At 42.4% G+C, this 14554-nt stretch carries 13 protein-coding genes; 8 read left to right on the top strand and 5 right to left on the bottom strand.

Annotation, left to right across the window (positions count from 1 at the left end; all coding sequences use genetic code 11):
- The first annotated feature begins 127 nt into the window (after positions 1-127).
- From ABFC84_10320 to ABFC84_10285, 8 genes are all read left to right on the top strand, one after another.
- On the top strand, positions 128-2095 hold the full coding sequence (locus tag ABFC84_10320; GenBank protein ID MEN6413133.1) for a bifunctional 4-hydroxy-3-methylbut-2-enyl diphosphate reductase/30S ribosomal protein S1: 1968 nt from the start codon (positions 128-130) through the stop codon (positions 2093-2095).
- 9 nt (positions 2096-2104) lie between these two features.
- Positions 2105-3172, top strand: coding sequence for a type 2 isopentenyl-diphosphate Delta-isomerase (gene fni, locus ABFC84_10315; GenBank protein MEN6413132.1), 1068 nt, complete (start codon positions 2105-2107; stop codon positions 3170-3172).
- An 89-nt stretch (positions 3173-3261) separates the two neighbouring features.
- Positions 3262-4038 carry a DUF1614 domain-containing protein gene (locus tag ABFC84_10310; GenBank protein ID MEN6413131.1) on the top strand — a complete coding sequence of 259 codons (777 nt, stop codon included), beginning with the start codon at positions 3262-3264 and terminating at the stop codon, positions 4036-4038.
- Positions 4031-5194 carry a stage II sporulation protein P gene (gene spoIIP / locus ABFC84_10305; protein MEN6413130.1) on the top strand — a complete coding sequence of 388 codons (1164 nt, stop codon included), beginning with the start codon at positions 4031-4033 and terminating at the stop codon, positions 5192-5194. The genes ABFC84_10310 and spoIIP overlap by 8 nt, the downstream gene beginning before the upstream one ends.
- Before the next feature lie 98 nt (positions 5195-5292).
- A complete protein-coding gene (locus tag ABFC84_10300) occupies positions 5293-6615 on the top strand; it encodes a DUF512 domain-containing protein (GenBank protein MEN6413129.1) in 1323 nt (440 codons plus the stop codon).
- 62 nt (positions 6616-6677) lie between these two features.
- On the top strand, positions 6678-8000 hold the full coding sequence (der, locus tag ABFC84_10295) for a ribosome biogenesis GTPase Der (GenBank protein MEN6413128.1): 1323 nt from the start codon (positions 6678-6680) through the stop codon (positions 7998-8000).
- 22 nt (positions 8001-8022) lie between these two features.
- A complete protein-coding gene (gene plsY, locus ABFC84_10290; protein MEN6413127.1) occupies positions 8023-8637 on the top strand; it encodes a glycerol-3-phosphate 1-O-acyltransferase PlsY in 615 nt (204 codons plus the stop codon).
- A gap of 4 nt (positions 8638-8641) precedes the next feature.
- Complete coding sequence (locus ABFC84_10285; GenBank protein MEN6413126.1) at positions 8642-9670, top strand: NAD(P)H-dependent glycerol-3-phosphate dehydrogenase; 1029 nt, start codon at positions 8642-8644, stop codon at positions 9668-9670.
- Between the two features lie 7 nt (positions 9671-9677).
- Here the strand turns inward: ABFC84_10285 and ABFC84_10280 are convergent, their stop codons facing one another.
- The 5 genes from ABFC84_10280 to ABFC84_10260 all read right to left on the bottom strand — a co-directional run.
- Positions 9678-10658 carry a site-specific integrase gene (locus tag ABFC84_10280; GenBank protein MEN6413125.1) on the bottom strand — a complete coding sequence of 327 codons (981 nt, stop codon included), beginning with the start codon at positions 10656-10658 and terminating at the stop codon, positions 9678-9680.
- Between the two features lie 198 nt (positions 10659-10856).
- The gene (locus ABFC84_10275) at positions 10857-11780 is read right to left on the bottom strand and encodes a patatin-like phospholipase family protein (GenBank protein ID MEN6413124.1); all 924 of its coding nucleotides are present in this window, start codon (positions 11778-11780) and stop codon (positions 10857-10859) included.
- Between the two features lie 102 nt (positions 11781-11882).
- Positions 11883-12602 (bottom strand): class I SAM-dependent methyltransferase, encoded by a 720-nt coding sequence (locus ABFC84_10270; protein MEN6413123.1) that lies wholly within the window; start codon positions 12600-12602, stop codon positions 11883-11885.
- 69 nt (positions 12603-12671) lie between these two features.
- On the bottom strand, positions 12672-14123 hold the full coding sequence (locus tag ABFC84_10265; GenBank protein MEN6413122.1) for a sensor domain-containing diguanylate cyclase: 1452 nt from the start codon (positions 14121-14123) through the stop codon (positions 12672-12674).
- Between the two features lie 163 nt (positions 14124-14286).
- Positions 14287-14554: 2-oxoacid:acceptor oxidoreductase family protein (locus ABFC84_10260; GenBank protein MEN6413121.1), on the bottom strand; the 268-nt coding region annotated here is incomplete at its 5' end.

Here is a 14554-nt window from a genome sequence, read left to right as displayed (position 1 = left end):
TTATGGCTCTCTTTTTTTGTGCTGCTGCTGGGTGAGACTAAATAATCACGGTCATTCCTTCATAAAAAAAGGAATAGTATTCACTGTATGCGAATACTATAGATATTCTAAAAAGCGGGGGGCTTACATGAAAATCTTATTAGCAGAACACCGAGGATTTTGTTATGGTGTGAAACGCGCAGTGGAAATGGCCCGGAATTGCATTGGCTGTGAGGGAAAACACTATACACTTGGACCCATCATCCATAATCCTCAATTCGTTAAAAAGCTGGAGGAACAGGGAATACGGGCAGTAAAGGATGTAGCTGAAGTTTCCGATGGAACGATCATTATTCGCTCGCATGGAGTAGGACCACAAGTCTACGCTGCGGCAGAGAAAAATGGAATTAAAATTATTGATGCCACTTGTCCCCATGTCAAAAAAGCGCAGCAAGCAGCTCAGCAGCTTTTGAAGGATGGCTATACTGTCGTTGTTGTCGGTGAGGCACATCATCCGGAGATAAAAAGTATCGTTGCGTGGACTCATAATCAGGCTTTAGTAGTAGAAACGCCGGAGCAGGCTCAGGCCCTTTCTTGCTATCCTCGCCTGGGAGTTGTATCGCAGACAACATTTGCCGGAAAACTATTTACAGAGATTACCGCTATTTTAAAAACAAAAACAGAAGATCTCAAAATTAATAAAACCATCTGTACTGCTACCGAAATCAGACAACAGTCTGCCGTTCAATTGGCGGCCGAGGTAGATGCGATGATCGTGGTAGGTGGAAAAAACAGTGCTAATACCAGCCGGCTTGCCGATCTATGCCGACAAGCCGGTGGTAAGGTTTTCCTTATAGAAACAGCAGAAGAGCTAGACCAGCAGGATTTTCAAGGAGTCGATACGGTAGGAATTACCGCCGGGGCTTCAACACCTGACTGGATCATTGAGGAGGTATATCGCAAAATGGCAGAATTTGACCAAATAATAAAACAAGATATTACAAAATTGGAAGCAGGAATGGTAGTAAAAGGTACAATTGTAGACGTTAGACAAGATGAGATTTTCGTTGATATTGGTTATAAAGGAGAGGGGGTTATTCCACTGGCCGAATTGGCTTATCCAGTTCCTGAAAATGCGGCAGATATCGTTAGCGTTGGACAAACCATTGATGTATTGGTAGAGGATGCGGATTCTGCCGAGGGAATTATTAAATTATCCAAGGTAAAGGCAGAAGAAATAGCAGCTTGGGAGAAACTTGCGGCTGCCTTGGAGAATCAACAGCCAATAGAAGGTACGGTGCTGGAAGTAATCAAAGGAGGCTTGTTGGTTGCAGTTTTTGACCAGCGGGCTTTTGTGCCGGCTTCACATGTTGAATTGCGATTTGTGGAAGATTTATCCTCCTATGTTGGACAGAAATTGGAATTCATTCCGCTGGAAATTGATCAAGGCAAAAAACGGATTGTACTTTCTCGCAAATTGCTGCTGCAAGCGCAACGTCAACAGCGAGAAGCAGAAGTTTATGCCACTTTAGCTGAAAAACAAATCATAAAAGGTATTGTCAGACGTATTACTAATTTTGGTGCCTTTATTGATATTGGCGGTGTCGATGGTTTAGTACATATCTCCGATATGTCCTGGCAGCGAGTGAAGTCACCCTCCGATGTGGTCAGTGTGGGTGATGAAGTGACTGTACAAGTACTAAAAGTTGATCCGGAAAAAAAGAGAATTTCTTTAAGCTTGAAATATGCCGAACGTGATCCCTGGCTTGACAAGATAGAGCAGTTTGCCGTCGGCATGATTGTAACAGGAAAAGTAAGTAAAACTGCTAAATTCGGTGCTTTTGTGGAAATTTGTCCCGGTGTGGAAGGATTGGTGCATCTTTCTGAACTGGCAGATCACCGAGTGACAAATACGGAAGAAGTAGTAAAGGCAGGCCAAGAAGTAAAAGTTAAAATTACAGATATTGACAAATCAAATAAACGAATTGGCCTTAGCATTTCACAAGCCCAGCAGGATGCCGAACGCAGTGAATTTCAATCTTATTTAGATGATCATCATGAAATTCATGTTACCTTGGGTGAGAAGTTTGGTCATTTATTTAAGCGTGAGGATTGAGGATTCATTATGCGTCAATCACGCAAGCTGGATCATTTGAAATATGCTTTGCTGCTAAAAGACGGGCCGGTTGTCACTGGGTTTGATGATATTTCACTGATTCATAACTGTCTACCGGATATATCCTGGGCTGATATTGATGTTTCCACATCAGTTGCCGGCATATCATTGCCGCATCCAGTAATTCTTAATGCCATTACCGGCGGTGGTGCAGATGTTCAGCCTTTCAACGCCCAATTAGCGGAGTTTGCTCGGTTAAGCGGTTCGGTTATGGCAGTAGGCTCTCAATTTGCCGCCTTGGAAAATCCGGAGGTGTGGCATTCTTATACCATAGTCAACCAAGTAAATCCTGATGGTATCGTATTTGCCAATTTAGGGGCACATGCGACTTCTGAACAGGCAAAGCGTGCGATAGACATGATCGGCGCCCGGGCCATTCAAATACATCTGAATGTTGCTCAGGAGATGTTTATGCCGGAAGGAGACCGGAATTTTTCCGGCTATCTGGATAATATTGCCAGAATTGTCCGTGAGGTTGATGTGCCGGTTATTGTCAAAGAAGTTGGCTGCGGTATAGCCAAGGAACAGGCTTACCAAATTGCGATGACAGGCGTCAAAGCCATTGATGTCGGGGGAGCCGGGGGAACAAATTTTTTAGCAATTGAAGCTGCCCGAAGCTGTACGCAATTAACACCTGAAACGTTACATTGGGGAATTCCCACAGCGATTAGCGCGATTGAAGTTTCTTCCTGTTTAACGCCTCAGAATACGGATTTAATTGTGTCTGGCGGCATACGAACTCCACTGGAAATCGTAAAATCCTTATCTTTAGGTGCTGCGGCTGTAGGAATGGCTAATCCGATTCTTAGATCGCTGCATTCCTTGGGAATGGAAGGTACGCTGGAGTGGTTTCAGCTTTTATTAACCGATATAAAACGGTTTATGTTATTAATGGGTGCAACCAGCATTGCTCAGTTGTCTACAGTACCTTTGGTTATTAGCGGCAAAACCAAAGAATGGTTGACCAGTCGAAATATTGATCTAACAAAATATGCTTCGCGAGGCTGGCACGGTTAAATACCGTGCTTTTCTTGTATGAAACAATGGGCTAGCGGACAAAATAAGCTTCAGTATACTATGAAGTCATATCATAAGAGGTGAAATGTATGAATATGCCAATAGGAATGATTCTTCTATTGGTGATTGGAGTACTAGTTTATTTTGGCATAGCCCATAGGATCCTTGACAGGATGCGTCTGACAGATAAACAAGCCTTATTGTTTATCGGCGCCATCATTATTGGTACTTTTATTGATATCCCAATAATGTCAAGTCCGGTAGAAGTAAGTGTTAACGTAGGTGGCGCCTTATTACCATCATTGCTTGCTATCTGGCTTATTGGTAAGGCAGATGAAACTTTTGAAAAAGTTAGGGCTGTTATCGCTGTAGTATTAGTTGCTGCTGCCGTATCCTTAGGTTCGCGATACTTGCCCTATGAACCGGAAAATATGTTCCTTGATCCTAAATTAATTTATGGTATTTCGGCCGGTCTTATAGCCTATTTGGCCGGACGTTCCCGGCGCAGCGCTTTTGTCGGCGGTGTTCTGGGTATTGTATTGAGTGATATAGTGCACATGATTACGATTATGCGTCTGGGTATCCCGGGAACTACCGACATTGGTGGCGCCGGAGCGTTTGACGTGGTGATTATTGCCGGGATCGTAGCAGTTATGGTTGCCGAACTGGTAGGTGAAACAAGAGAAAAAATACAGGGTGGACCGATTCTTGGACCGAATCGTCCGGAAGGCCTGTATGAATTTAGCAAAGATATTACTGGCCAAAATCGCTATAAAAAGCAAGCGATTGAACATACAACTGAATCCAAGGAAGTAGATTCACCTGCAGAAGAAGAACGAAGCGGTAGAGGTGAACAACGTGACTAGGATTACTGCAACGATGATTGTATTCGTGTTAAGTTGCTTTATTTGTATCGGCGGATATGCGCACGAACGAAGCGATGGAGGGTATTATAGCATTGTCGATGAAGCAGGCAACGTGGTATATTTGACCGGTTGGAAGGTCCAGGCAGGTGATCAGTGCCTTACCGAGAATAATAAAAGATATGAAGTAAAAAGTATCGAAGGTGATACTGCTCACGCTGTCTTTATCGGTGAAGTAAACTTAGCGCAGTATGGCCGAATGAATTACCATGGATGGGGAAAGCAATTCCTTGAAATCCGTAGTGCTCAAGCCCAGACAAATGGCAAAGTAGCGATCTATCATACTCATTCTGATGAATCTTATGTTCCGACTGACGGCCAAGAAAGTGTCTATGGTGCCGGCGGAATTTATAAAGTCGGCGATGCCTTTACTACTGCGCTGCAGGCCAAAGGAATGGAAGTCGTTCATTCTACTGCCAAACATGATCCTCATGATGATATGGCGTATGAACGCTCACGCCGTACGGCGGTGGACTTGCTAAAACAGAATCCTGACGCTATTTTTGATGTGCATCGTGATTCTACACCGCCCGAAGTATATAAAACGACTATTAACGGACAAGATGTCACCAAAGTTCAGCTGGTTGTAGGAAAATATGGAGCAACTGGCAAGCAAATTGAAGATTATGCATTACAGATTAAAGCTGCAGCGGATAATCAGCATCCCGGGCTGATAAAAGGGATTTTTTTCGCCAAGGGCGGTGATTACAACCAGGATTTATTTCCCCGCTCTATGTTGCTGGAAGTAGGTTCGCACACCAATGACCGCCAATCAGCCGAACGGGGGATTGCCTTATTTGCCGACATTGTGCCATCCATAATTGGTAAAAACGCGGCGGCTGCCGGTACGACTAATGGTGCAACTGGCTTGGGAACTGCCGCTGCTGGCTTTTCCGGTGCCAGTAAGTCGATTGGCTGGATTTTAATTTTGCTTGTTGTTGGAGTAACCGGATTTTTATTCTTAAGTACAGGCAGCTTCAAAGAAGCGAGGGCTAAGCTTAAACAATTTGCGACTACTGAGTTTACCAATTTTTTTGGACCGAGAAGTAAAACAACAAAGGGTGATGGGAAAAACCAGGAGGAAGAGGACAAACAGTAACATATGCCGCTACCGCAAGAAAGAGTGATGCTTTTTCCCATCACTCTTTCTTTGTTTGCAGGAAAATACAGCCGACATAATGAATATGTAGAAACGAGGTGAGAGTATTGACAGGTTGCGGCGTAATTTCCCGTGTATTGCCGGATAGTATCGCCTGGGAACTTGGAATTCAGCCAGGTGATCAGATTATAACAGTAAATGGACAAGTAGTAAAAGATATCGTTGATTTGAGTTTTGCCTTTGCCGATGATCATATAGAGTTATTGATTAAAAAAGTCAATGATGAACAGGAAATCCTGGAAATTGAAAAGGAATACGATGAGGACATAGGGCTGGAATTTGAAAGCGCTGTGTTTGATGGGGTTCGTTGCTGTGCCAACCAATGTATTTTTTGTTTTGTCGACCAAATGGCACCCAATATGCGAAAAAGCTTGTATGTGAAAGATGACGACTACCGGCTTTCATTTTTGTATGGAAACTTTATAACATTAACCAACCTTGTTCCCCAGGACATTGACCGGATTCGACGGTTTCACTTATCTCCGTTGTATGTTTCGGTGCATACTACCAATGGATCCCTGCGTCAAAAAATGTTAGGCAATAAAAACGCCGATAAGATTTTACGTCAACTGAAAGAATTAATTGATTATGGCATTGAATTTCATACCCAGATCGTATTGTGTCCGGGTATTAATGATGGCGAGCAATTAAAGCAGACTATTGATGATTTGTATAAACTGCACCCGAATATTTTATCAACGGCTGTGGTTCCCGTAGGCTTAAGCCGTTATCGGGAGAACTGTCATCACCTGCAGGGATTTGAACCGGCTGAAGCTGCCCAAGTGGTTGAAATGATTACAGATATGCAGAAAAAGTATCGGCAGGAAGCGGGTAAATCTTTTGCTTATTTAGCTGATGAATTTTATTTAGCCGCTAATTTATTGATACCGGATACGGTAATGTATGATGATTTTCCCCAATTGGAAAATGGCATCGGAATGGTGCGCAATTTCTTAGATGAGTGGGAGCGGAGTAGCTCAGCAGCGAGTTTCGAATATAAACAACCCCATTATATTGATGTTATTTGCGGGACTTCTGCCGAAAAAATTTTGCAGCCGTTGTTGTCAAAGTTAAAAATTCCCAATCTAATGATTCGAATCGTTCCGGTAGTTAACTGCTTTTTTGGTTCAACTATCACGGTAACCGGTTTGCTGACCGGGCAGGATATTTTACATACTTTGCAATCTTTGATCGGTCCCCGTACCGGAGTCATTATTCCCGGTGTGGCTCTCCGCAAAGGTGAAATCGTTTTTTTGGATAATACAACACCCGATCAACTGGCGCAGCAGCTTGATGTTTCCGTTCGTATTGCCTATAATGCGCAGGATTTGCGGCAGTTGCTTAGCGCATGGCAACCATAATCCTACGTTTTTACGTTTTGCTTTTTTTAAAAATAGGAGAATAAAGGGGTATAGGTGATGTTATGAGCAAACCGATTCTTGCTATTGTTGGTCGCCCTAATGTGGGTAAATCAACACTCTTTAATCATATTGGTAAAAAAAGAGTGTCCATAGTCGAAGATATCCCGGGAGTAACCCGGGATAGAATCTATATGGATGCTGAATGGTTAGGCCGGAATTTTACCATAGTGGATACCGGGGGAATTGAACTGGAGACGGCGGATCATATTTTGACCGCCATGCGCCATCAGGCTAAATTAGCTATTGAAGAAGCGGATGCCGTCCTGCTTGTTGTCGATGCAAAAGCCGGACTGACTTCTTCTGATCAAGAGGTCGCTGCCATTTTACGCAGTACTCGCAAACCGGTTGTTCTGGCAGTAAATAAAGTAGACAGCATGAAAGACGCCAATGAAATTTATGAATTTTATAAGTTAGGTTTAGGGGATCCGATTCCCATTTCTGCGGCTAATTTGTTGAATATTGGTGATCTCTTGGATAAAGTGATTGAATGTCTACCGCAGGAAACAGTACTTGATGAACTGGCGGATCAAATTAAGATCGCTGTGATTGGTCGTCCCAATGTAGGTAAATCATCATTAGTTAATGCTCTTATTGGGAAGGAAAGGGTTATAGTCAGCGCTGTTCCCGGTACAACAAGGGATGCGATTGATACACACTTTATCAAAGACGGAGTCCCTTATGTACTCATTGATACTGCCGGCATGAGGCGAAAAGGTAAAATTGATTGGCCGGTAGAACGATATAGTGTTATTCGCTCTCTGCGGGCCGTTGACCGGGCTGATGTCGTGCTGATCGTTCTCGATGCGGTTGAGGGTGTGACGGAACAGGACAAAAAGATCGCCGGATACGCCCATGAGGCCGGCAAAGGCTGTATTATTGTTGTGAATAAATGGGACTTAGTAGCGAAAGAAAGCAAAACATCTTTGCGCGTTACTGAGATGATCCGTAATGAATTGGCCTTTATGCAATATGCACCAGTACTCTTTACGTCGGCGTTGACCGGTCAGCGAGTACATCGTGTAACCGAATTAGTAAAATATGTGGCCGATCAGCACTCACTGCGAGTTTCTACCAGTGTTCTAAATCAAATCATTGAGGATGCGGTAGCAATTAATCCTCCTCCGGTAAGTCGTGGTAAACGGTTAAAAATTTATTTTTCCACGCAGCCGGAAGTTAAACCACCTACATTTATTCTTTTTGTTAATGATCCTGAGATTATGCATTTTTCTTATCTGCGGTTTTTAGAAAATAAACTGCGTGAAAATTTGGGATTGGAAGGAACGCCAATCAAACTTATCATGCGCGGACGTAAGGAAGACGAATAAGTGCTGTATCAAGGGGGAGAACATGTACGCGTTAATTATTTTAATTAGTTATCTTATTGGCTCCATTCCTAATGGGCTGGTTATCGGTAAGACGCTAAGGGGGGTTGACCTGCGACAGTTTGGCAGTAAAAATATTGGGGCTACCAATGCGTACCGGATATTGGGATCTTGGCCGGCGTTGCTGGTATTTGTCACTGATGCTGCTAAAGGGATTGGCGGCGTTTATGTGGGGCAGTTCCTCCTGGGTACGCCTTTCGCCTTATTGTGCGGCGGAATTGCCGCCATTGCCGGACATAACTGGTCAATATTTCTTGGATTTAAGGGCGGACGGGGTGTAGCTACCGGGCTGGGTATAATCGCTGTGCTTGTTCCCAAAATAACGGTTATCGTATTTATTGTATGGGCAATTATTGTATTTCTAACACGTTATGTTTCGTTGGCATCTATTGTCGCAGCTGCCTTGGTGCCGTTGCTTATGTGGTTATTTAGTGAAAGAACGGAGTATTTATTATTTGGTATTTTGGCTGCTTTATTTGTGATCATCCGTCATAAACCGAATATACAACGGCTCATAAAAGGTGAAGAACTGAAAATTAAAACCACGGCTATCAAACCGGAAGGCAAAAAGGAGAAATGATAACTTGAAATTAGCTGTGATTGGCGCTGGCAGTTGGGGAACTGCTATCGCCGGAGTTTTGGGTCAGCAGCACGAACATGTTGTATTATGGGCCCGTAATGAAGCATTGGTAAAGCAAATGCGGGAAGCCAGACAAAATCAACAATATTTACCCGATGTGAATTTGCCGATTACTGTATCCTATTCAGAAAATATCAACGAAGCAGTTGCCAATGCCCATCTAATTGTTATTGCCACGCCATCTCAGGCTGTGCGGGCCACAGCCGGGAAAATTGCAAAATCAGTTGCAAAGGATGCGCTTATTCTTACTGCTGCTAAGGGGCTGGAACTCCCAACACTGAAAAGAATGTCTCAGGTCATAGCAGAGACGATTCCCGCTTCGGCGGATCGGATTGCAGCTCTCTCAGGGCCCAGTCATGCCGAAGAAGTGGGGCTTCGATTTCCAACGACTACTGTTGTTGCTTCGCCAGTTCGCCGGGTTGCCGAAAAAATCCAGGATTTAATCATGCTGCCGTATTTTAGAGTTTATACCAATCCGGATATCATCGGAGTGGAATTAGGTGGGGCGTTTAAAAATATTATTGCCTTAGGAGCCGGCATGATAGAAGGGTTAGGCTTTGGTGATAATACCAAGGCTGCTTTGATGACCAGAGGCCTTGCCGAAATTTCCCGCTTGGGTATAGCTATGGGGGCTCAGCCTTTAACTTTTGCCGGTTTATCCGGTGTTGGCGATCTGATAGTTACATGTACTAGTCGGCACAGCCGGAATTGCCGGGCGGGAATACTGCTGGCGCAGGGGAAAACAGTTCAACAGGTGGAAACTGAAAGCAATATGGTGGTCGAAGGGATTAAAGCAACCCAAGCCGCCTATGAGCTGTCAAAACAACTTGAAATCGAAATGCCCATCACTGAACAAATTTTTCTTACTTTATACGAAGGAAAGTCACCGCGGGAAGCCGTTGCTGATTTGATGACCCGTGTTAAAACTCACGAGGTGGAAGAGGTTGTATTTGATAAAATAAAATGGAAATAATGTTTTTCTAAAACATCTTATTTAACGCATTATTCTTAAACAAGTTGCCTTGTTCGATATATCTGCGAACCATCTTTTCGGATTTATGGCGTGTTTGCTGCATAATAGTGCGCTCGTCAACATCATGTTGGGCAGCGCTGGTGGCGAAGCCCCGTCTCAGGCTATGACCGGCAAAGTTCTCGGCGTTGCGGCCAGCTAGTGAAGCATATTTTTTAACAATGAGAGCTACAGATTTATCTGTCAAGCGTCTTGCCCGTATTTGCTTATATTTATTAAAAGGGCGAAACAACGCTCCTGATTTAAGTTGAGCGGCCTGCAACCAATTTTTCAAGGCAGCGACAGCACACACAGTAGAATCGGAGTTACAGGGAATGGCAACGTATTCACCTTGACCTTCTTGATCTCCCTTGGATTGATGGACTAAAATGGTTACGCCCTCAGGGGAAAATGTTAAATCTTCAACATTGATTTTAACCAACTCCGAACGACGAAACGCCCCCATAAATCCAGTGAGCATAAGTGCTTTGTCTCGCATTCCGATCATATCGGAATCATCAAAATAGGGAGCAATTTCTTGTAAATCTTCCAGTAGGAGGGGGGTCTTTCCTTGCTGAATTGTGCCTTTTTCCCGTTTTATAGCATCCAGTGCATTCCGTACAAGGCCACTGCGACAAGGATTATCGCTCTGATAACCGGCAGCTTTATGGTTTTCAGAAATAGCGCTTAATCGTCTGGATACAGTATTCGCCCTGGCATTATCAGCCAGGTCATTGATATAGTTCACGATCGTTTCCGGTTCGGCTGGCAGTGCTTGATAATTATGGTGGGAACACCAATCATAGTAATCCAGCCAGTCGGCTTCATACGCACGCAGTGTGTTCTCGGCTTTGGATTTCTGCATTCGTTTTTTACTTTTTTCCGAAAGCTTTTTATTTTGTTGGATAAAATCATTTTTACGGAGAACAAAATCTTTATTGTCCATAGTCATAAAGAAACACCTCGTATAATATAGCAATCAATCCAGCTACTCATATAATTCTGGCTTTAATTAGCAAAATCCTTTTAAAATTACGTTCAACTTCCGATAACTATAAATTATCGGAAGTTGAAATCGACAAAATTTATAGCTGAATTTTTAAAATCATAATCCGGCCAGGAAAAGTCTGCCGTTTACACAATGGAATTTTTATAATAAATTTTTTATTTCCGCTAATTTTTCTTTTAATGCTTTTTCACCGCGTTTTATACATTGATCCGCCTGATTGATATCTTTAAAATCAATATCATAAATTGGGGGGCGAACGATAACATCGGCATATTGTTCTGATTTTAGAAGAGTCACCTCGCGGCCCATAACTTCAATACATTGTATTACTATTTCTCCCACAGTTTTAATATCATAATTTGGCTGTCCTGCATAGCCTAAATCAACAGCGATAACAACATCCGCTCCCATGTGGCGCAGAATGTCAGTAGGCAGATTGTTTTTTACTGCACCGTCCACTAATGTCATGTTGCGGTATTTTTTAGGGAAAAAAATCCCCGGTATAGAAATGCTGGCGCGGACTGCATCCGTCAACGGAGTGTTGTGGTAGTAGCGGGCATTCAGTATCTCCCGGCTGCCGGGAATCGGTGTAGTAAAAAACACCGTGTCAGCTGAATTAATGTCTACAGCAGTGATTGCAATTGGAATTTTCGTATCCCGGACGGTATGTTCATGCCATATCTCTGAAAAAAATTGTTCAATTTTATCGCCTTTTATCATTCCTGTTGGTAATACAGACCAAAAACGGAACATCCCGCTCATAAACCATTTTACGCCGTGTTTAAAAAGATCAGTTACCGTAATTTTTAGATCAATTAATTGTGATGGTTTAATAGTATGAACAATCTGCTGCATTTGCCGTGGAGTGTAACCGCAAGCATACATCGCTGCTACAATTGCTCCTGCACTCGTTCCTGAAATAATATCAATTGGAATATTATTTTCAGTCAAAGCTTTTAGCACGCCTATATGTGTTGTACCTCTAATTCCTCCCCCGCTTAGCGCAAGCCCAACTCTTTTTCCCAGTATTGATGATAGTTTTCTGCCACCAATTTTTACCAGCATCCTATCCTCCCCTTTATATCTCTTGTATATGTTATGACATAAGAAGCGGATATGGTGCAAAAAACACTGTTGAATCGGCTTTATAACCTTTCAACAGTGTTTTTATTGCCGTGTGGCCACGATAATCATTCTCGGGGTATCCGGACCATACTCTCGTTTATCAAATCCACCGTAAGTAGTTTGGATTTGAAAACCGCTTTGCTGTAAAATAGAAGCCATTTCCGTAAGAGAATAGGCTCGTAAAGTAAATTCATATTGCGTCTTCGCGCCAGTTATTTGATTTATAAGCTGCCGTTTCATTGTGGCAATGCCATGCACTAACTCCACTTTATAAGACAAGACACAATCGCCGTTTGGCTCGCGCCAATAACGATTCAGGTTATTGCGGACCATCCAATCCCGATTCAATAAATCAATAAGGAATAATCCTTCGTCCTTTAAGGAATTGGCTATTCGCTGCAGTACCATTTGGTTTTCTTTATCGGAAAAGTAGCCGAATGCAGCAAACATATTAATTACGGCATGAAACTTTCGCGTATAGTCTAACTCTCGCATATCACATTGACGAAAAACAATGTTAACGTTTTCTTCGCGAGCTTTTTGACTTGCCATATCTAAAAAAGCTTGTGTCGCATCCATGCCAATTACATTGTAGCCGCGTTTCGCCAATTCAATAGCATGACGGCCATAACCGCAATATAAATCTAAAATTGCAGCCTGAGGCGGAAGATCGAGAACAGTAGTAATAAATTTAATTTCCTGCTCAGTTCCCGCCAATGAAAAAGATTTTAAATTATCAACAGAATTTTGTTGGGACAACATTTTTCCATCACCACATATTCACTATTATGTATGGAATGCAAGGTACGTCTTCAGGAGATTGCAATAAACTTATGAACTATGGTAAATAGAAATGCAGTTACGGTTTGAGCTTTTTGCATGATATAAAGCCATATCCGCATAATCAATAAGCTCTACCAGGGATTTGGCATTTTTAGGATATTCCGCTGCGCCGATACTTATCGTTAACTTTCCATTAGGCTGAGTTATTTCATTAGGAAATGTATGTGCCTCTACTGACAAGCGAATTCTTTCTGCTATCACTTTGGCTTCTTCTACTGTGGTCTCAGGCAGCAATATGGAAAACTCCTCGCCGCCATAACGGGCAACAACGTCAACATCACGACAGCTTTCTTTTATTAAAGCCGCAACCGTAGCTAACGCCTCATCACCCATTAAGTGCCCATTAGTATCATTATAATGCTTAAAATAATCAATATCAATCATCAGCATGGCTAATGGACGATTATAGCGATTCGCTCGCTTAATTTCTTGAGCTAGTACTGTCCGAAAGTGGCAATGATTATATAAATTTGTCAGTCCATCGGTTATTGCTTGCTTTTCAATATAAGAAACGTGATTAGCATGATCAATTGTCATCGCAATATGACTTGCCAGAGAACGCAATAAATCAAGATCATAGGGCTGCAGCGTTCGAGCATTTTCCGTTCTAATATCTAACACACCAAGCACTTTATCGCCTACGATCAAGGGGACAGCAACTTCACTATTACCATTGGCAGGTTCATCCATCATATTATATTGCGTGTCTCTACTGACATCATCAACATATATTAATTCCCGGCTTAAAACCGAATGACCAGCAATTCCTGTTCCTAATGGAATTCGTATACTCATATCCTGGCACCCACGATAGGCAGTAACTTTTAACGCTTTACCGGATTCATCCAATAGCATAATAGCAACATCGTTAAATCCTAACTCACGATTAATACCATCCAGAATTCCTTCCAAAACCTCTTGTTCATTTACTGTTTTTTGTACAATTGACGTTACTCGATATAATGCGGCAATTTTTTTATGTGCCTGTTCGATATCCATTAAATGAAGATCCAATTTTGACATAGCCTCATATAATTCACGGTTAACCGATTCATACTGTTCCGATATATCCGTAAACTCTTCTTCAATTAATACACTTTCAGTAATATTACGGACATAGATTACAACACTGTTACAGCTAAGAACAAAAAGAAATTGCCAGTTTAAATACTCTAGTAATCCATGACTATCTATATGTTTTAATTTTGCTATTTCAACAGGCTGTTTAGATTGAAGACATTTTTCGTAATATTCAAGAACAGTATCGGCGGTTGTACTGTGGAATACCCTATTGATTCCCCAATGGAATTTTTTGCCAATAAGGCGCTGCAGTACGTTGGGTGACTGCCGGGAGATATATGCATGGGATATTCTGCCGGAGATATTCACAGCTAGAAATGCGGAGGGAATGACATTTGTTACTGCTTCTATCATGGCCATGTCAATGAGGACATCGGACACCTAAATCTACCACCTCAAATTTAGAATTTTACATTACACTATGTTCGCTAAACAAAATAAGAATCCTTCTCTTCTAAGTGAAGGCAGACGTATACTAATTTACAAAAAATGCTTTGGCATTTTAGCCAAAGCATTTTTTGACTTAACGCTTACCGGAAATATAATCAATACCGCTTTGAATTGCTTTTTCATTGATTGCAAACAGCTGCGGTTTTTTCGCAAATATTTTGGCAAAGGCCTTACGTACTGACTCGGCCTTCACTGTTCCGGCAGCGGCAATGATTGCGCCAAGAACCACCATATTGGTTACCTTGGGATTCCCCAATTCTGCCGCGATATCATTTGCCGGAATTTTATAAGCGGTAATGTCGGTCCGCTTAGGAGCATGGTCAATAAGCGAGCTGTTTATA

This window comes from Veillonellales bacterium, assembly GCA_039680175.1.
Classification (GTDB): Bacteria; Bacillota; Negativicutes; order JAAYSF01; family JAAYSF01; genus JBDKTO01.
Note: the sequence above shows the minus strand (reverse complement) of the source record. Positions and strands in the feature narration are given on the sequence as shown.